The organism is Viridibacillus soli (genome assembly GCF_016612995.1).
Taxonomy (GTDB): domain Bacteria; phylum Bacillota; class Bacilli; order Bacillales_A; family Planococcaceae; genus Viridibacillus; species Viridibacillus soli.
Map to the genome: position 1 here is coordinate 1 of NZ_JAEOAH010000054.1, position 18,884 is coordinate 18,884.

18 protein-coding genes and 2 pseudogenes are annotated in these 18,884 nt (G+C 32.6%); 15 read left to right on the forward strand and 5 right to left on the reverse strand.

Annotation, left to right across the window (positions count from 1 at the left end):
* Positions 1 to 288: 288 nt before the first annotated feature.
* From JFL43_RS20610 to JFL43_RS20620, 3 genes are all read right to left on the reverse strand, one after another.
* Complete coding sequence (locus tag JFL43_RS20610; RefSeq protein WP_200750489.1) at positions 289 to 1,284, reverse strand: LCP family protein; 996 nt, start codon at positions 1,282 to 1,284, stop codon at positions 289 to 291.
* On the reverse strand, positions 1,274 to 1,801 hold the full coding sequence (locus tag JFL43_RS20615; protein WP_200750490.1) for a sigma-70 family RNA polymerase sigma factor: 528 nt from the start codon (positions 1,799 to 1,801) through the stop codon (positions 1,274 to 1,276). Before JFL43_RS20615 ends, JFL43_RS20610 begins: the two co-directional genes overlap by 11 nt.
* Positions 1,802 to 2,477: 676 nt before the next feature.
* Positions 2,478 to 3,563, reverse strand: coding sequence for an alpha/beta hydrolase (locus JFL43_RS20620; RefSeq protein ID WP_200750491.1), 1,086 nt, complete (start codon positions 3,561 to 3,563; stop codon positions 2,478 to 2,480).
* Positions 3,564 to 4,265: 702 nt separating this feature from the next.
* Between JFL43_RS20620 and JFL43_RS20625 the strand changes: the two genes are divergently transcribed.
* The gene (locus JFL43_RS20625; RefSeq protein ID WP_200750492.1) at positions 4,266 to 5,111 is read left to right on the forward strand and encodes a DUF2785 domain-containing protein; all 846 of its coding nucleotides are present in this window, start codon (positions 4,266 to 4,268) and stop codon (positions 5,109 to 5,111) included.
* Between the two features lie 484 nt (positions 5,112 to 5,595).
* Here the strand turns inward: JFL43_RS20625 and JFL43_RS20630 are convergent, their stop codons facing one another.
* Positions 5,596 to 7,020 carry an anion permease gene (locus tag JFL43_RS20630; RefSeq protein WP_200750493.1) on the reverse strand — a complete coding sequence of 475 codons (1,425 nt, stop codon included), beginning with the start codon at positions 7,018 to 7,020 and terminating at the stop codon, positions 5,596 to 5,598.
* Between the two features lie 791 nt (positions 7,021 to 7,811).
* Between JFL43_RS20630 and JFL43_RS20635 the strand changes: the two genes are divergently transcribed.
* The 9 genes and pseudogenes from JFL43_RS20635 (at position 7,812) to JFL43_RS20675 (ending at position 13,846) form a co-directional block, all read left to right on the forward strand.
* Entirely contained in the window at positions 7,812 to 8,009 is a 198-nt protein-coding gene (locus JFL43_RS20635; protein ID WP_200750494.1) for a hypothetical protein, read from the forward strand.
* Between the two features lie 380 nt (positions 8,010 to 8,389).
* A pseudogene (locus JFL43_RS20640) lies at positions 8,390 to 8,896 on the forward strand (insertion element protein); the annotation flags it as partial.
* 211 nt (positions 8,897 to 9,107) lie between these two features.
* On the forward strand, positions 9,108 to 9,314 hold the full coding sequence (locus tag JFL43_RS20645; protein ID WP_267907831.1) for a YolD-like family protein: 207 nt from the start codon (positions 9,108 to 9,110) through the stop codon (positions 9,312 to 9,314).
* Positions 9,315 to 9,403: 89 nt separating this feature from the next.
* Positions 9,404 to 9,751 (forward strand): aconitate hydratase, encoded by a 348-nt coding sequence (locus tag JFL43_RS20650; protein WP_200750497.1) that lies wholly within the window; start codon positions 9,404 to 9,406, stop codon positions 9,749 to 9,751.
* A gap of 871 nt (positions 9,752 to 10,622) precedes the next feature.
* The gene (locus JFL43_RS20655) at positions 10,623 to 10,934 is read left to right on the forward strand and encodes a hypothetical protein (protein ID WP_200750498.1); all 312 of its coding nucleotides are present in this window, start codon (positions 10,623 to 10,625) and stop codon (positions 10,932 to 10,934) included.
* 75 nt (positions 10,935 to 11,009) lie between these two features.
* Positions 11,010 to 11,645 (forward strand): DUF5819 family protein, encoded by a 636-nt coding sequence (locus tag JFL43_RS20660; protein ID WP_200750499.1) that lies wholly within the window; start codon positions 11,010 to 11,012, stop codon positions 11,643 to 11,645.
* Between the two features lie 25 nt (positions 11,646 to 11,670).
* Positions 11,671 to 12,630 carry an HTTM domain-containing protein gene (locus JFL43_RS20665; protein WP_200750500.1) on the forward strand — a complete coding sequence of 320 codons (960 nt, stop codon included), beginning with the start codon at positions 11,671 to 11,673 and terminating at the stop codon, positions 12,628 to 12,630.
* Between the two features lie 137 nt (positions 12,631 to 12,767).
* The gene (locus tag JFL43_RS20670) at positions 12,768 to 13,418 is read left to right on the forward strand and encodes a YIP1 family protein (protein WP_200750501.1); all 651 of its coding nucleotides are present in this window, start codon (positions 12,768 to 12,770) and stop codon (positions 13,416 to 13,418) included.
* 59 nt (positions 13,419 to 13,477) lie between these two features.
* Positions 13,478 to 13,846 carry a thiol-disulfide oxidoreductase DCC family protein gene (locus JFL43_RS20675; protein WP_200750502.1) on the forward strand — a complete coding sequence of 123 codons (369 nt, stop codon included), beginning with the start codon at positions 13,478 to 13,480 and terminating at the stop codon, positions 13,844 to 13,846.
* Between the two features lie 151 nt (positions 13,847 to 13,997).
* On the opposite strand, the pseudogene JFL43_RS20680 reads toward JFL43_RS20675, so the two are convergent.
* Positions 13,998 to 14,855: pseudogene (locus JFL43_RS20680) on the reverse strand (IS30 family transposase); the annotation flags it as partial.
* 228 nt (positions 14,856 to 15,083) lie between these two features.
* Between JFL43_RS20680 and JFL43_RS20685 the strand changes: the two are divergent.
* From JFL43_RS20685 to JFL43_RS20705, 5 genes are all read left to right on the forward strand, one after another.
* The gene (locus tag JFL43_RS20685; RefSeq protein ID WP_200750503.1) at positions 15,084 to 16,277 is read left to right on the forward strand and encodes a transglutaminase-like domain-containing protein; all 1,194 of its coding nucleotides are present in this window, start codon (positions 15,084 to 15,086) and stop codon (positions 16,275 to 16,277) included.
* Positions 16,278 to 16,683: 406 nt separating this feature from the next.
* Complete coding sequence (locus tag JFL43_RS20690; protein WP_200750504.1) at positions 16,684 to 16,980, forward strand: hypothetical protein; 297 nt, start codon at positions 16,684 to 16,686, stop codon at positions 16,978 to 16,980.
* A 230-nt stretch (positions 16,981 to 17,210) separates the two neighbouring features.
* On the forward strand, positions 17,211 to 17,768 hold the full coding sequence (locus tag JFL43_RS20695; protein WP_200750505.1) for a GNAT family N-acetyltransferase: 558 nt from the start codon (positions 17,211 to 17,213) through the stop codon (positions 17,766 to 17,768).
* Between the two features lie 171 nt (positions 17,769 to 17,939).
* Positions 17,940 to 18,269, forward strand: coding sequence for a hypothetical protein (locus JFL43_RS20700; protein ID WP_200750506.1), 330 nt, complete (start codon positions 17,940 to 17,942; stop codon positions 18,267 to 18,269).
* The gene (locus tag JFL43_RS20705; RefSeq protein WP_200750507.1) at positions 18,266 to 18,820 is read left to right on the forward strand and encodes a GNAT family N-acetyltransferase; all 555 of its coding nucleotides are present in this window, start codon (positions 18,266 to 18,268) and stop codon (positions 18,818 to 18,820) included. Before JFL43_RS20700 ends, JFL43_RS20705 begins: the two co-directional genes overlap by 4 nt.
* Positions 18,821 to 18,884 lie beyond the last annotated feature (64 nt).

Here is an 18,884-nt window from a genome sequence, read left to right on the forward strand (position 1 = left end):
TTCAAAACAATAGCTTTTTATATGCAGTAAAATCAAGAGCTTAGAGTGATTTTTAATCAAACTTTATTCTAAACCAACATGTTTGGACTTTTTTAGTACCAGAGATTTTATTTTCATGGGAGTTGAATATCACTCTTTAATTTCAGTTACAGTCACCCCATCAGTTTTTACATCAAGTGTTAAAAAGTGTGTTAATCTACATTTCATTAACACGCCTTTATCTTCTCTTAGTTATTATTCCAACCATAAGTATTTAAATGAAAAACCCTTAAATATTCCAATTTCTATTTAGTTAAATGTGGTTAACTCTTCTGAAATAGAATTTAAAAAATCTTTCTCAAATTTAATATAGTAACTACCACCTATATTTTCCGCTTTCATTCCATCACTTAAAGATAACGGTTTTATAGAATTAATTTCCATTTTATTCTCTAACAAATGATCATTTGATGTATTGGATTCTATTTTAGTAGTAAGTTCTTTTAATTGTGTTTGTGGGATTTCGTTTTTTGTTTTATTAATAACAGCACTAATGAGGTTTAATAGGTTTTCTTCACCTAATATTCTTCCCTCAGTAGCAGCCATCATTAACGCCACAACCTCTTCTCCATTCAAACGATTCTTCCCCTTTTTGAATTCAAATGCCTCTCTAGATATAGCTCTTACTCGAATATCTTCTTGCAAGTCGTAATCTATTCCATTCACTGAATCAATCACCTTTGAAAGGGTTTCTATATCCATAACAGCATAATAATCAATTGTTAAACCAAATAGCTTAGAAACTGTTGTTTTTACATTTTCAGCTCCTCCCGAACCGTAAGCAAATGTCAATTTATCATATGAAGTAGTCCCATTATTCTTATCCAATATCGGAGCATAAGTATCACGAGGGATAGACAGAACCTTAACTATCTTTTTATCTTTACTATAAGTAATTAAAAGGTTAATAGGTATTCTATTATTCTCATCTTTCACCGTAAATAGAGTGGTGAAAATCTCGTCTTCTTGTAATACTGTTCCGCTTACATCACTTCTGTTATATTCTTTATTAACGTTTCCAGGGAAAATCGATGGAATAAACAAAAATATACACAAGCTTACCATTAATAGAGAAACTGTAAGTGGAGCGAATTTTTTTGAAGAAGAAACAAGAGACTTCATTTGTGTACTATTCTTCTCCAGTTTATGAATTTGTTCAAATACTTCATTACGGTCTTCTTTCGTAAATCTTAGTTCTTGTTCAGACATATTATAAAATTTATCTCTTAATCGTTTATCTTCCATTAAGTTCTGCCTCCTTTATCATCGACTCTAATCTTTGTTTTGCTCTTCTTAATCTAGTTTTCACTGTATTAACTGGAATATCCAAAACTTCGGCAATTTCCTCTGTCTTTAATGAATCATAGTAGTATAGATAAACCACTTCCCGATACACTTTTGGAAGAGAAGAGATAGTATCTCTTATTTCTTCATTATTGTATTTATCGATAACTGTTTTTTCTGTTGATGGTAATATTGACTTTGCTGTTTCATTTATAAAACTTTTTACCTGTACCATTTTATAATTCCAACTTTTTAAATAATCTTTACATTCGTTAATTGTTATACGATAGAGCCAAGTTTTTATTTGTGCGTCAAATCGAAACGAATCAAGGTTCTTGTAGCATTTGATAAACGTATTTTGAACCATATCCTTAGCAATCTCTGTATCTTTCACATAAGAAAATGCCAATCGTACCAGCTCATTACCATATTCAATCATCATTTTTTCTAATATGAGATCTTTTTTTTCTCTGTCCAATCTACTACCCTCCCTTTCAACCTACTTCAAATTCTGCTATTAGACGATTATCAAATCATAATAGGTTCAATTTTAAAAAAATATTTATTTTAACAAAAATTCTCATATAATCGGTGTTTAAAATTTAATTGATTTTTATAAATATTCCATAAAAAAGCATCCATACAATTATAACTGAAATACAAAACCTGTTCTGTCTCTTAGATTACCAAGTAATCATAGATACAGGCTTATTGTTTATAATTATTCATACATATGAATAGAGAAGCACATTTTGAGCGAAAGTGTACATGCTTAGAAAAGCAAAAATCTACATCTCGATGCGGACATATATATAGGAAACCTTTAGTGAATATGTATAATAAAAACATTACGGTATATGCATATTCGTTTCCAACTTTATTTTTATTTATTCAATATCTCATAACTCCTGAATACGCAATTTATAAGGAGTTGTATTTCCAACTTTTTTGCACTATACAACAGGTTTACTTGTTTACGAATAGCAGGCATACGAAAAGGAGCAAGTTGGGAAAATAGTATTTTTCATAAGAATACAGATATTGTACCGAATCCAATTAATGAAGAAGTAGATTAGAAAAATCTCTATATTAGTGAAGTTAAAGAGTAAACCCTTCCTTTGTTTAAGCAGGAAGGGTTTTAAATGGAGATTAGTTTATTTAGAGACTTCTATCATCTTATCTACGAATATCTTAAAATCTTCTTTATTTGGGTAATGTGCAGATTTTTCAAGTGGGATAAATTCCTTTTCCCCATGAACTTTCAATTCATTAAAGAATTCCTCTGTTAAATCATAATTGGTTAATTTGTCGTGCATGCCTTGGAACAAATAAACAGGAACTTTTACTATTTTCACTTCTTCTTGCAAGTCAACTTCATGTTGTATCTCTTTTTGTAATACTTTTGATTTAAACAAACTAAACTTTGCGCCACTATAAACGACTTTGTAGATATCTTCCAAAGTATAATCGGGACTGAATAACATAGGTTTTAGGTAACTAAGGATATTGACTTTGGAAGTCGTTTCATCGCTATAATTATCTCCACCATATTTGCTGATATACTTGCTATATTTCTCTTCATTTTCTATTGAATAAGGGGGATTGCCAAATGAAGCAATATCTTCTTTCATCTCTTTATCTTCAGCTATCTCGATTAACCATTTCGTTGATAATTTTTGGGTTTTAGCGTTGCTAACAAATTGAGAAATACCAAAATACGTATCGATTTTTTCTGGATAGCGATCAACATATTTCATTCCAATAATAGAACCCCAGGACATGCATGCTAAATAGATCTTGTCTTGATTGAACCGTTCCCTCAAATAATCCACAATTTCATTTGTATCTTCTACAAATTGATTGATATTCATACTATCTAAAGGAATATCACTTTGATAACTCTTGCCGGCACCCCGCTGATCATAATAAACAGCTATAAAATTGTCAGTTATTTTCGGATAAACACCTCTTGAACATACCCCAAATGGGAGCGGCTGACCTGGACCGCCATGAAGAAATAAAATAATTGGTTCTTGTTTATCTTTTCCTTCAATGAAAATATATTGTTTTGTCCCGTTTATATTTAATTCTACCAAGTCACTTACACCGCTATTATCTATTAATTCGTTACTTTTTTTAAGAACTTTCCTTTGTATAATATGGCGAACCAACAAAATTGAAACTAAAGCAAAAATAATTATGCCAATACCAATGAATGAAAAATGCATCCATCTGTTCAATTCAACACCCTCGATTTCTTTTAAACTTCAGAAGTTTATTTTAAATTTGTATATTATTTATACTTATTCAATATTAAACCCAAAATGTAGTTACGGATATATATTTTCCATGCCATTGCTGAAAATTTATATTCCGAAAACTTCTTAGGAGCACTATGAGAGCTAAAATAACTTTACTAAGGGGGCATTTTTATGGAAGAATAGGTCACTTTTATTGAATAAGGTTCACAGGAATGATCAAACTTTTTTACAAAAGAATGAGTCAATTGGGAGTATTAATAGCATGTTTAAATCAGTCTTTTTTATAAAACATGCCCTTTTCTAGGATCCTTTATCAAGGTTATTTGTTTCAATTTAATCAAACTTTATTCTATACCAACAGTTGATAACGTTTATTAAATCAAACTTTATTTCAAACCAACAATATTTTGTGGATTTGTAAAAAAGTTGCACTGTTTTACCCCTTTAGATATGATTATCAAAAGGGGTGTTTTTATGTCGAAAAGAAAAAGAACATCTGAGATTGAACAGTGGATTAAACAAGGTCGAGGGACCGGTATTAACCCTGATAAATTCCGACGGTGCAATGAAATTGATGTCTGAATTTATTGCATCCAAGGAATGGGAATAGGAATAAGCAGAATTTCCGCTGACTCATGATCTTGGAGAGGCGAGTGAACGAATGATGAGAGGGATGGGGAAATGAGCGATACAAGGACCAAATTGATGCTGGATTTGCAAAGAATTGAGAAGGATGAGTATCAGTTACGCGAAGGTGAGCAGCATCAAGATTTCTTACCTTTGTTACTTCAATATATTGGCGATCCTCAGCCAGAATTACGGGATAACCTGATTTATCCGATGTTTTATATGTGGATTAAGGAAGAGAATAGGTTCAGTGGAGAGGAGTTGCGTAGCCTCTTAACTGTTCTGACTGATGAGAACCATTTGTTCTATAATATTGGCAGCGAGGATGATCAGTCAGTTTTTACAAGGACGTTCTCTGCCTTGCCTATCGCTTTGATTGTGCAACGCCACAGACAGAATCCATTTTTCAATCAAGCGGAAATTGAGCAATTAATGTATGCAATGCTCCGTTATTATAAAGAGGAGAAGGATCTGCGAGGTTACCTTTCAGTAGGAGGCTGGGCTCACAGCGCGTCTCACGGTGCGGATGTTTTTGTCGAGCTGGTGCAGTGCGAGGAGAGCAGCGTCGCAATGCTGCGTGAGGTTCTTGTCACTATCTCTGGCATGCTTCATAATGGTAGACATATTTTTAGCGATGAGGATGATGAGCGGTTGGTCAACATCGTGGATACGATAATTGACAAAGAGTTACTTCCACATCAAGAAATCGCTGATTGGATTAGCGGCTTAGCGCAATGCTGCAATTTGCCGAGGAGTCGCAGTCAGGTGATTGCTCGAGTGAACAGCAAGAATTTTTTACGCAGTCTCTATTTCAGAAGGGGACAAGATAGCCGAGGGAATGAGCTTAACACTGTCATGCTTGGTACTGAGGCAAAATTGAACAGGTTTTCTATCAGTTAAAGGATTAGAGGGGCTGTCCCAAAAGCCATGGAAAATTGGCTGAGGGATTGCCCCTTTTTATATCAAGAAAAACAAAAAGAATTAACGTTAGAAAAGTATATACAAATTAAACAGGGGTTGAAGTTTTAACGAGGGATTTTTACATACATAGCAAATAATATTAGTTTTTACTCTTAAGGTTAATATGTTAAGGACTGCTTGTAGTATATAAAGGGTCCGTAAACACCTTGAATCCTGGTGGAAAATGGTAATTGATTAGGTGTTTATTTGGTTATTTTTAGGTCTAGGAAAATGTGGATTTGTATATTCACACAGAGGACATAGTTTTGAAATAAAGTTTGATGAAAAGTTCTGTATAAACTTCTAAATTAGGGTATATAAAAAGAGTCCATTTTGAAATGAGATTGTTCAAAATGGACTCTTTTTTAAAAAATTTAGTATATAACTTCCATAAAGTCCTTGTGTAGCCGTGCTCAATCCTATCTTACCAATAGCCAAGTATCTTCCACCATAAGCCACCGATTATAACAAAAATGAGAATCGTAACGATAGAGACAATAAAGCCTACCGTCCACCATTTTTTCTGTTCAATATAACCTGCGCCAAAGAATACAGGAGCAGGACCAGAACCGTAATGAGTTGTGGCACCAAATAAATTACTGAATGCTGCTAATAGGATCACCGCAAGCATGGCTGGTGCTCCCGCTTGAAGCATAACAGATAGAAATGCGGCATACATGGCACTAATATGTGCTGTAGAACTTGCAAAGAAATAGTGTGAATAGAAATAGACAAGTGCTAATATCAATACCGCAAACATCCAGTTATAGCCAGACACAAACGAACTGACCTCTGTACTAAACCACGGAATCAGTCCAAGCTTGTTCATGTAAGAGGCCATCATAAAGAGCGTCGCAAACCAAACAAGCGTATCCCAGGCTCCTTGTTCAGTTTTAATATCTGACCATGTTAGCACTTCTAATAATAAAAGTAAGGAAAGCCCTATTAAAGCAGCTGTTGTGGCACCAATGCCTAAAGAATCCCCACCAATCCAAAGTCCTAAAACAACAATAAACACTGCAATCATGCGTTTCTCAGAGCTTTTTAATGGCCCAAACTCATCTAATTTCTCTTTTGCAATTCGACTTGCTTCTGGAGTTTGTTTAATCTCTGGAGGGAAAATCTTATAGATAATAAATGGAACAACAATCAATGCTACTAATCCTGGAACAATCATAGCAGTTGCCCACCCAAACCACGTTATTGTCACACCAGCCGTATCACTAGCTAGCTTAACAATTAAAGGATTGGCTGCCATAGCTGTCATAAACATAGCAGATGTAATCAAGTTCCCTTGAAATCCTACCGTCAAAAGAAAGGCTCCCATTTTACGTTCTGTACCATCTTCTGGTTTAGAACCAAATGTACGTGATAAGGAGTGGATAATAGGGAAAATCACACCACCTGCACGTGCCGTATTACTCGGAATAGCAGGCGCCAAAATTAAATCGCTTATCAATAAAGAATACGACAAGCTTAACGTTTTCTTTCCAAATAACCGAACAAATACATAAGCTATACGCTCACCTAACCCTGTCTTAATAAATCCACGCGAAATAAAGAACGCAATAACGATAAGCCAAATCGTCGAATTACCAAACCCACTTAGTGTTTCTTCAATTGTTAGCGTATTAGTCACCGCGATCACTGCCATAGCAATAATTGAAATAGCTCCCATAGGTAATGGTTTTGAAATAAAACCGACAATTGTCGCAACAAACACAGCAAATAAATGCCATGCACTTTCTTCTACTCCAGCAGGTGCCGGTATAAACCAAATAATAATACCAATTGCAATGGTAATGAAGAAAGGAACCCACTTTATCGTACTTCCTGATGTTTCTTTCATGCCAACAAACTCCTTTCATGTCTATCTTCTATAACAATAACGCCCTCCGTCTAACATTTCTACATCATGGGTTACTCACATTGATTTTAACCAATCTAAATTATTAACTATGCACCCCATTTACTTGGGAACTAAAACATTATAACTAGTTCGTGTCCCAATTAAAAGGACTTTTTTATCATTCTATGTATTTTTTTGGATCTCACCAAAACTCGAAGTTAGAAAGATCACAATAGACTTACTCATTCATTAATTCAAACGTCTCGTAAACTGTAGCTTTGTAAAAAAGATTATCATTTATAACAAAGTTCGATAATTAATAATAAAGATTGAAAAAATTTTTAATTCAAATAAGACTTGTGTTTGAATAAGAGGCTATTGGAGTGAGCAAGAGCCGAAAGTGAGAACTTTGGAGAAGGAGGAGTAGAAAAAAATCCGTACTTCTCTATTGGAATATGATAAAGACTTAATTTAAGAGTGAAGGGAAAAAGATTGGCTGCAGGAGAGGGAGCACCCTCACATTCGGGGTTCGGTTCAAATAATTTTAATCAAAATTTTTTATAAAAATCTAACCCACTTAAATTTCCAACCCATCTGTTTTGATCAAACGTTATTCCTATCCTACATAAAATTGTTGATTACAAATAAAGATGTTTAATTTACAATAAAGTCGTTAAAAAGATGGTATGAAATAGGATTTTCATACTATATTTTTTGATTTCTCTGTATAATAAAAAAAGTATTTCGATATTTGTAGTGTGAAAAAGTGCAGTTTGAAGAGGGAGTATTCCATGAAAAAAACATTATTAAAATCGATTATAGTTACATCATATATATATTGTTTAGGGTATATTTTATTTGGCTTTCCTAATGATACCTTTGTAATGCGTACTATTACTGGTGTAATGTCGATTATTTTTTCTTGTAGTCTATTGTTGAAAATTCCTGATAATAAAAAACAGAAAAAAGTAGCAAGTGGTGAAAAATAATCGAGAGCTTAACAGCCGATATTGCGGTTAAAGATAATCAATTTACCGCACCTACACAAAAAGGAATTTATTATTATTCTTATGAATTCTGGTGGATGAAAGAAAAGGAAAAAAACGTTTCTAATGGTGATGCTTTTTATGCCTTCGTTTTAGAAGTAAATTAACTCTTATTCAACTAACGGGGGCATTAGTAGAAGATCGTTGAGCTGTTCAGACGGCTCTTTTTTCATATTCAACTAAAGGCGCAGTTTAGTTGAACAGGCAAAGTAGTTTTACAGACTTCGAATCGAATTATTATGGGATGCCTATTTAACTTTATTATTCTATCTAGTTCATTGATAAAGCAGTATTCACATATAGATATCTATTTTTATCCATTCGGATATGAAACAAAGAATTTGCGAAAGTTGGCATACTTTTCGTTAAAGGAACTTTTTGAAACGCATAAATTTCATACCGAAATCAAAACACCAAAACAATCTTATAATGTTTGGGCTAAAAATCCAATTATACATCCCTTAGCATCAAGCGATAAAGGGTTTTATAGAGTAGATTGCACAACTGATATTTCTTCCCTTGGACCAAAGGATATTGCGAAAATGGTAATGAATGTGAATGACAATGCCACGAATAGTTTTATTCAACAAATTCTTAGAAGGCTGTCTATTCTTGAAAGACCGTTAATGACTGCAAGAGGCGATGGGAAAAGTTATATTTATGCCAACTTCAATCCGAAGTATGCTCAATACGTATTAACCATTCTAAGAACATTCTATAACTTTTGCGAAACTTATAAATCAGCAGATGGGAAGGAAATTACGCCTGCTCAGCGTTTAGGTATTAGTGATAAGGTCTTTGATTTGAAAGATATAATCTACGTTAGATAACTAATAAATTGTGGTTGAACAAAAAGTACAAATAAAAAGGATTTTTAGAATTTGGGTCGAATATCTTATAGTATCCCAAGAAGTGTTTGGAGGTCGCAATTTTGTTACTTTACTTTTGATATATATCATCTGCCTAAAATTTTAAAAAAATTTAGGAGTTGATATATGATGATATACAAAAATTCTCTTGATGGCATTTCGGGTTAGTTTAATGTTGCCGGAACATTTGACCATGATAAAAGAATGGAAAAAAGAGCAAAGTTTTATTAAGCGCCCGAAACTAGACGAATGGCAACTTGAAGACTTTCAATTAACGATCTCGCAAGCGCTTAATGAAAATAAACCAGTACAAATAACTACTTGGGCTAATGGAGAAATAGTTATAACTGAGGGTTTGATACAAGAAGTTGATAAGTAACATAATGAATGTCTTCTTAATGGCCAATTAGATGTAATTAAACGTATTCAGCTATCTTCTATATGTGATATATGTTTGCTGGAGGAAGTATGATTTCAATAGAAGAACGGAATCAATTACATCAATATTTGATATATGAGTTAGCAATTCAATCTTTGCAAAAAGATCATCCTCATTTAGAAAAGTTAAAAATGAAAAATATCTATTTAGTATTGGTGGATGTGTTGTTAAAGGATTTAAAAAATGATTATTATAAATCAAAACACCTTTTAAAACGAAGGGGAATTCAAGTAATAGGATGGCATCGTACAAGTGAATATTTTAGTGATATTCAAATTCGCACTGCAGGGGAAGATCTTCATTTGAATTATGCGAAACAGGCTTTGAAAACAGCTGTTGAGGAAGAGTTATTCAAAAGGCTGCAGTTACAAAAATAAAAGCGCAAAAGGCTGTGTATTAACATCCTTTTGCGCTTTTATTAAACCTATATTTTTTGTTGAATTATATAAAATACATATTCCCGTTCTGATAAATAATATATGCGCTAGTTCTATAATGTATTCCCGTATCAATTAATAGCATTTTTGTTGCAAATAGTTAAATGACTCTATCAAATTAGATAGAGTCTATTTATGATTGGTCGATACCGTTTATATATATCTTTATCATTATACGGATGTGATGGATATAAGTAAATCTAAATATAATTAGATTATCGTTACAACTTGAATAAATAAACTCTTTCATACCATTCAATTCGTTTTGGATATTTCAAATCAGTATGCACCATATTAAAATAAAGTTATACCGTTTGTAAAAAAGTTGCACCGTTTTACCCCCCTTTTAAATCCGCTTCATCTGCCGAAATCAATGTGAAAATTGAAAAGTAAAACCACGAAATGAGCTCGGATTCCAAAATCCTTTTCATTTCGTGGTTTATTTTTGGATAAGAATCTTCTCTATGAATAGTTTGGGATATATAGGTATTCAGAATGAGTTCCAAGAACATTTCGACATAATGCCCCAAATTAATTGCAAGATATCTATTTACTAGGAATCAAGGTTTTTAGTAAATTATTTCAATATACGTATGGAAATTTATTATATAAATTGTTCTCTAAACATAGATAGTAAAGGGAACAATAACAACATAACTATAGTCATAATAGTCGGAAAATGTAGAAAATTTAAAATACAAATTTGAAATCGTCATGATATACCAAAATCATGAAGAGATTCCAAACTCTTCCTGCTAATAGAACGCTGTGTTCTGTTATTAAAAATTTATTACAATGGGAGGTGGGTAAAATGGGTAAAAAAATGATCGCACTAATTATGAGTTTGGCATTAGTCGTCGGTGCATTTACGGCGGTGTCGGCATCGGCTTCAACACCGGTTGCAGTGGGAGGTAACAATGCATTTGAAGGTCTTACTGTAAACAATGAAGTCAAACCGCAATGGATTCCTTTAGTTGTTGTAGGAGCGAAAGTTGTTGCTGGAGCAGCTGGAGCTGGATTTGGAGCAGCAGCTGGGGCTTGGGCATTTGGTAAAATCACTGGCAATTTTTCGGTTGACGAAGCATTAGATTACGAAGAAGTTAGTGTTGTATTTGATAGGTAAACCATAAAAAAAGTGCCTATATGATTTCATTATAGGCACTTTTTTTAAAAACTATTTACATAGGGTGGGTAAAAAATGGGAAAAAAACTTTTTGCATTATTTTTAATTACTGCTTTTTGTTTCCACTTTATTATGACAGCTATTTATGTTCTTCCCCTTAATCCTGTAAAGGCTAAAGGAGGTATATTGATTAATAGCTACATGCAACCTTTATTCGAGCAAAATTGGCAACTTTTCGCGCCTGATCCCTTATCGAATGATTTTTATATCTATTTACAAGTCGAGAATAAGGATGGAAGTCATTCTGATTGGTTTGATTTGTCTACTACGTTATATAAGGAAAATCAAAAAAATCGTATATCTCCTAATAATAGGATGGTTAGATTAGGTCCATCTTCTTTTTTACAAACACTCCGAGTAGATGAAACAGTAGAAAAATTAAAAGAAAAAGTGCCGGAAGATAAACTAAAGTCAATAGAGAAAAAAAGAGGGAATGAAGAATTTCAACAATATGGTATAGATATTTTATATCGCTATGCTAGTTCTTATGTCGTAAAACTGTTTAATGAAGAAGATGTTGAGAGAGTTAGGGTGCGTGTACTCGTAGAAGAAGCTATTCCATTTTCTAAAAAGAGAGATCCAAATGTTGAATCTAAAAAAACGTATACAACATTTGACTGGGAAAAATACGTGAAAGTATTGACTCCGTAATTCTAAAGTAGAGGAGATGAGAGAAATGAACCAATTTATTCAACTATTGTCGAAGCCCTACATTACCATTGGTGCTAGTTTAACTAGAATTGGATTTGGACTATTACTTTTGTATTTTTATGGTATTCACTACGCGCAAAGAGGATATTTATGGGGACCTAATGGAGTTATTGATTTTGAATTATTTCAATCCACCATGATAGATTACAATTCATTTTCACTTTATGGTTTGAGTGCTTCTCCATTATTTTTTGAAATTATATTTCATCTAGGCTTAATATTTGCATTTTTATATACAATTGGTTTTAAAGGTCGTTTTACAAGTATTGTGAATTTTATTTTAGTTTTTTCTATTCATGAACGAAATCATCTGATATTGGATGGCGGAGACAATGTCATGAGAATAATTCTTTTTTACCTGATTTTTGCCCAAACTACTCGATTTTTTTCAGTAGATAGTTATCGACGGCAGATTACAGATAGAGAAGTAAAGACTTCTTTTGTATCAAGTTCTCTTCATAATCTAGCGATATTAGCTGCCGTTATGCAATTATGTATTATGTATTTGAATTCAGCATTGTACAAAGTTATGGGGGAGGTTTGGCAGAATGGTACAGCCGTTTATTATACTCTTCAAGTCGAAGAGTATTCACTTCCATTCTTTAGAAATATCATTAACTCATCCGATTTAATAATTGCATTGGTAACTTACGGAACAGTAATTGTTCAAATATCTTTCCCGTTTTTACTATTTAACAAAAGAACAAAGTACTTTTCACTGATATTAGTTGTAGGGATGCATATTGGTATTGGGATTGTAATGGGTCTTTTCACGTTTTCAATCACTATGATTGTAATTGATTTACTATTGATTAGTAACAAAGATTATATAAAAGCATTTAGTTTCATTAGGAGTAAAATTAAAAATATTAAGTTTTCTAAAAAAAGGTCAAGCAAAGACGAGGGAACGGTTTCGGAGGGCTAAAGGATAAATACAAGTATCAGATCAATTCATTATATATGAAAATAGCTAATAACTAGTAATGCCTGTTTTTTACGGGATATACAGAAGGTATGTTCTTTTATTGAGAATTACCTAAATATGAAAAAAGGTGATAATGAATGTCGGAAGAAATTCGAATGAAAAATCCTTCATTGTTAGGAATGATTACAAGACCGACTGAACAATTTGAACGGATTACAGCAAGTCCTAAGATTTGGTCTGCATTGGCAATTATAACCTTGTTATCTATTATTGGTACATGGTTGACCTCGATTGGTATTGATGTAGAATCACTAGAATTTCTCACGGTAGGGGAGGTGAGAGAATCTAAGGTATTTACTATAATTGGTATTATTATTGGGGGGCTATTCTTTCCGATTTTCACTGTACTAATTTTCAGTTTTATTTATTGGGTCATTGCAAAAATCGCTCATTTAGAGGTATCTTTTAGACATTTATTTTCAATGAATACTTACATATTGATTATTCCAACTTTAAGTTCAATTGTTAACGGGATTATTGGCCTGCTAATTGAGAGTGAACCTAATACACTCTTCACTAGCCTAGAATCTCTCATTGTTTCTAAAGGAACCTTTGGCGTTTTTTTAAACAACATGGAAATTTTTAAAGTTTGGGAGGTTATTATTACCACTATTGGTCTTCAAAAAGTCGCGAATTACTCTAAAGGTTTTGCCTGGACAATATCAATTGCCTTCTTCGTCATTACCATTATATTTATGATAATCAACTTTAAATTAAACGGGATTTAAAAAATGACCACTGTTCGGATTTTTTAACTTAACGAGTTTGCTAAGGAGGTGAACATATAGTGAGCATACTTATATATGACGGTCAATGTAATATGTGTAGTCGTTTTATTAGATTCATTGTTAAAATCAATAAGAATCCCACCATTAAAATAACAAACTTTGATAGTCAATGGTCCAAAGACAATATCGATAAGTCTATAGATAGTATGATTTTTTTCGAAAACAACAAAAAATATATTTATTCTGACGCTGTAATTAATATTTTAATATCAGCTAATCGATTATTTCTTCCTTTGGTAATAGTGAAAATTATTCCAAAGTTTATCAGAAACTCTGTTTATAAATTTATAGCTAAACACAGAAGGAAAATAATGAAAAATAAACATTGCCCTTTGCCTAGTAAAGAAGAAAATAATATCTTTTTGTAGCCAACCCAAAATTTAAAGCGAAAAAGAAATTTTAGTATAGTCTTATTATCTTTTTGTTCTCGTTTTTGATTTTAAAACACTTGTACAAGCAATATGTTCTTTATATGTTGCACTTAAATATAGAGAAACACTATTTCAATCTGTTACTTTGTCAAATTAAGTGCAACACTTGCTCCATGAACGCTTCGTGTGCAGATTTCCAACCCAAGCATTTTCTTGGGCGATTATTGATTAAATATAACGCTTCTTTTAATTCATCCATGCTTACCTCAGCTAGGTCTGTTCGCTTAGGGGAGAATTCACGTAGTAAACCATTTGCATTTTCATTACTACCACGCTGCCAAGAAGAGTATGGATCAGCGAAATAAACTTGGATATTCAAGTCTTTTTCCAAGTTTGTATAACAACTAAATTCTTTGCCTCGATCAGTCATCGCTGTCTGAAAGCTGTCTTTTGGTAGAGCATGGTATAGTGCTTTTGTTGCTTCTTACATCGACTGAGCAGAGTGGTCTGGCATTGGAATGGCTACGTACCAACGGGTCATCCGTTCGATAAATGTTGTAAAACACCCTTTACTCTTACCACGGCTAGAAGCTACGGTATCGAGTTCCCAGTGACCAAATTTTTTTCGCTTACGAACTTCTTTTGGGCGCTTTGAAATCGGGGTACCAACGTTAAATCGACCACGGGTTTCCCTTGGTTTTTGACGTTTTCCTTTTTGTCGTAACGTCGTGAGAGGAACTTCAAGTAACCCTTCATAAATCCAGCGATAAATGGTTTTAAAGCTAAGTTTACCTTGAAATAATCGTCCGACAATCTGTTCAGGTGGCCAAGTAGCCCGCAGCTTTTCTTGAACAGCGTCTTTTAATTCAGGGGTACATTTTGACTTGGCACCACAGTTCGATTTATTAACTTTATAGCGCTTTTGTGCAACTTCTACTAAGCAATTAAAATGACGTTTCAATTCACGAGACACAGTGGATGGACTTCGCTTAATTTGTTTGGCAATTTAGGGTTTAAATATTAGTTTATTTTTATAATGAAAGGTTGTGAATTTACTAGATTTGTGAAATAGACTGACATCCACAGAGTGGAGACCTTCTATATACAATAAAAGCTAAAAAGAACACCAAATCCCTGAATATTTTCCGCTGATATAGGACCGTCCCGAGAGAGACTTAATCTTTTTGTGTTCCCATAATGACAAATACTATAAAGATTCAAAAAGGAGCTTATTATGAATAATAAAGTCGATATTCAATATACTTATCATAATTCAAACAAAGGACTTACTAACCTTTGGGTATCATTACCAATTGATAAAACTAATCCCTCTCTAACCCTCAAACCCGAAAAAACTTCAATAGATGCTGGTAAAAGTATGATTTCTTATTTTACTTTGAAAGAAAATGAACATTTAAAAATTCATTATTCAGAGGACGTTTATAAAAAAGACGAGCAAAGGGAAATTTCGCAAGAGGAAAAAAAATATTATTTAAGAACCGGGGTTCTTGTTCAGATTGATCCAGAAATAATTCGTTTAGGTGAAAGTATAACTGCTGATGCAACTACTTCAATGGATAAAGCCAAGCTATTATTCTACTACTTGGTAGAAAATTTCAAATACAATTATCCCCCGAAAAGTAGGGGAGCAAAATCCTTCTTACAATCAAAAAAAGGGGACTGTGGTGAGTACTCATTTTTATTTTCTTCTCTATGTCGATCAATTGGGATACCTTGCAGAACATTGGTAGGAAGCTGGGCAAATGGAAAGCTTCAAGCGCATGTTTGGAATGAATTTTTTGTTGAAGAAATAGGGTGGGTTCCTGTAGATTGCAGTATGGCATATATGCAAAGGTATAAAAAGTTGCAGTTTTTATTTAGTAATATTCGAACACTAGCTTGGGAGGAGTATTTCGGAAATACAGAGTCACAAAGAGTTGTATTCTCTAAAGATGTTGAAATTATGCTTAATCCCCCTTACAAAAATATAACCGACCAGGAAATTGAAGAAGCAAATCTAAAACCATTATCTCCGTTTGAAATTAACGAAAAACCATTTTATTGGGGTTACCAATCACTTAACGGTACAGCACCCTATATACAGCCAGCATATATACAGTTCGACAAGATAAATTTAAATAGCAAACCAATAAAAGATGGGAAGCGTTATTTAGGGAGTTGGGAAATCAAGGAAACTGGTTACCAGCGATTTTTTTATAAATTAAAAATATTTTCATTCTACACTTTTATAACATGCTTTTTAATTAATTTTATTGTTAATAATAGTGTGATAGACGTTGTAAGGAATGTATTTATAATACTTACTGGAATATCATTTATTGCTCGAAAGGAAAGAACCATTCTATTTTGCATATTAACTGTCCTTTTCTTTCTACCTTTATTATCGAGTTTATCCAAGTTACTTTAAGCCTATATGTCCGGTTCATCTAAATAAAGGCAGTAAATAAGTAAAATATACAGCACTTGAATTTATATATCCCACTTTATTCATAGAAAACAATAAAAAAGCGAGAAATCCTTATTAGACTAAGGAACTCTCGCTTTTTTATTTTCACCTTTTAAGTGAAAAGAACCTTTTTGATATGTGGAAAAAGGGTTAAAAACTACGCTGTAATAGGATTTGAAATGTTTCACCTTATTCTTTTAAAACACGTTTTGTATATACCTTGCTAGTCTATATGTGGAGTTCAAGTAATTGCAGTGATTGTTAACAAATTTGGGATTTATGTTACGTTTGTGAAGTAATGTACTTAAACTAACGCAGCAGGATAGTTGAAGAATGTGATGTTATTATAGTCAAAAGGAGAGACGAGATGACTAGGAATAAAAATAGCATATGGTTTTTAAGTAGTTATGGTATAGCACTTATTTTACTTTTATATTTTGGGTTGAACGGTTTAATTGTGAATACATTAAGCGATGTATTTCCTAATGCAAGGTTTATAATTATTTTGGCTTTAATCATTATTGTTGCTTGGTCAATTGGTTTAGGAGTTCGTCAATACTTAAATGGTTTTACTAAAGATACAAGAAATAAAATTAAAAAATCTTTTTTAGGTATTACCGTATTGAGTTGGATAATTGTTTTAATTCTTTTTTCAGTTACTTGATTATCTGAGTGAAATTTAAAAAACTTACTTATTCCACTAACGGGGTCTTTACTTGAAGATCATTGAGTTGCATATGCAGCTCTTATTTTCTTTATTGAACTAACGAAGCAGGATAGTTCAATAAGAAGGTATATTTTAAAGACTGTCGAAATATTTAAAGAGGTAAAGATTTAACGTTGTTCATCTAAGAATAAACGTTCCTAATTTAGTTATCATAAGGAGTGCTTAAATTGACTGTACATAGTAAATTCCCTAATTTAGAAACTGACAGACTGATTTTGCGGAATGTGGGAAATGAGGATATTGACTTTATTTATCGACACTTCAGCAACGAAAAAGTATGTGAATTTTTATATGATGAAGAATGGTTTACGACTAGAAATGAAGCTACAGAGTTTGTTGAATGGAATTCAAATCCTGAAGAAAAAGGATTTAATCGGTGGATATTAGTCGAAAAAAATAATCAGCAACAAATTGGAACGTGTGGATATGATTCTTGGGATAGAATGAACCATATAGCGGAGATAGGCTATGATTTATGGCACGAATATTGGGGACAGGGATATATGAAAGAGGGATTGATAATTGCTATCGAAAGTGGTTTTAATAATATGGCACTGAATAGAATTAACGCATTTGTAGCTTTGGAAAATATCAATTCTATAAAATTATTAGAAAAGCTAGGATTTAAGAATGAAGGGATTTACAGAGATAAGCATTTATTTAGAGGTAAGTATTATGACCACTACTCTTTTTCTTTGTTAAAAAGAGACTGGAATCAATTCTAAGGTTAATTCAACGATTCGACTAACTATCCCTTTAGTATGTGAATGATTGCACTTAAACTAACGGGGGCTTTACTTGAACAAGACTAACTAAAAAAGATGCCCAGTAAATGCAAATACGAACGATACTCCTCCTTTTTTGAGGAAAAATTCACTCAAGTTGGATATAAATCCGTGAAAGAGTCAGTTAAGGAATTTAAAAATCATTTTAAATGTAATGTAAAGTTACCCAAAATTATGCCTTCTACTTCTTTCATACATGAATTCGGGAGATTTTATGAAGATAAGAATTATAATAAGAATGATTCCCTGGAAATCATGTTTGTTAATAAAGATTTAAGTGAAAGTATTTATAAAATTGATATACATTCATTAAAAAATAAATTGGGCTTCAACGGTAAAGAATATACACTTCAAGATGGTAGTAAAGCCACTTATTTTGAACAACAGCTATTTAACTTTTTTGTCTTTGAAAAAAATAATTTGAAAAGGTGTTTTATTTGAATAAATTTGACTGTATTTCAGAAACAGAAAGATTAGTATTAAGACCATTAAAAGTAGATGATTTTAAAAATTGGCTTAGTGAATTTGAAAATAGACTCCCATCTCAACACCGCTATGATCAAGGGAAGATAGATATGAGTGAATGTACAGAGGAATGGTTTACCAACTTAGTGGAAAAACATCAAGAATTAGCGCTGAATGATATGGTATATGTTTTTGGTGTCTTTAGGAAAGAAGACGGTACACATATTGGAATGATAGATTTCTCCACCTTAGAGAGAAATGACTTTCAATGGGGCAGGATAGGTTACACAATCCATAATCAATATTGGAAAAAAGGTTATGGTAAAGAGGCAGTAAAAGAAGCCCTTATTATGGCCTTTAAAGACTTAAATTTCCACCGAATTGAGGCTCATATAAACGTTGATAACACACCTTCTTATAATTTAGCAGAGAGTGTTGGAATGGAGTTTGAGTGTACAAGAAAAGGATTTATTTTTGAATTTGGTGAATGGACTGATAATCTGGTTTATTACATAAATTCGAAATAGAAAATCCTTCAACTAACGGAGGCTTTAGTTCAATAAGGATTTCAAAAATAATCAAACTTTTTTA

Bases quoted from the DNA above. Each gene is read 5' to 3' on its own strand.
- JFL43_RS20610 (WP_200750489.1), bottom strand. From the start codon at position 1,284: ATGGAAGATAAACGATTAAGAGATAAATTTTATAATATGTCTGAACAA.
- JFL43_RS20625 (WP_200750492.1), top strand. From the start codon at position 4,266: ATGAGCGATACAAGGACCAAATTGATGCTGGATTTGCAAAGAATTGAG.
- JFL43_RS20630 (WP_200750493.1), bottom strand. From the start codon at position 7,020: ATGAAAGAAACATCAGGAAGTACGATAAAGTGGGTTCCTTTCTTCATT.
- JFL43_RS20635 (WP_200750494.1), top strand. From the start codon at position 7,812: ATGAAAAAAACATTATTAAAATCGATTATAGTTACATCATATATATAT.
- JFL43_RS20645 (WP_267907831.1), top strand. From the start codon at position 9,108: ATGTTGCCGGAACATTTGACCATGATAAAAGAATGGAAAAAAGAGCAA.
- JFL43_RS20650 (WP_200750497.1), top strand. From the start codon at position 9,404: ATGATTTCAATAGAAGAACGGAATCAATTACATCAATATTTGATATAT.
- JFL43_RS20655 (WP_200750498.1), top strand. From the start codon at position 10,623: ATGGGTAAAAAAATGATCGCACTAATTATGAGTTTGGCATTAGTCGTC.
- JFL43_RS20660 (WP_200750499.1), top strand. From the start codon at position 11,010: ATGGGAAAAAAACTTTTTGCATTATTTTTAATTACTGCTTTTTGTTTC.
- JFL43_RS20665 (WP_200750500.1), top strand. From the start codon at position 11,671: ATGAACCAATTTATTCAACTATTGTCGAAGCCCTACATTACCATTGGT.
- JFL43_RS20670 (WP_200750501.1), top strand. From the start codon at position 12,768: ATGTCGGAAGAAATTCGAATGAAAAATCCTTCATTGTTAGGAATGATT.
- JFL43_RS20685 (WP_200750503.1), top strand. From the start codon at position 15,084: ATGAATAATAAAGTCGATATTCAATATACTTATCATAATTCAAACAAA.
- JFL43_RS20690 (WP_200750504.1), top strand. From the start codon at position 16,684: ATGACTAGGAATAAAAATAGCATATGGTTTTTAAGTAGTTATGGTATA.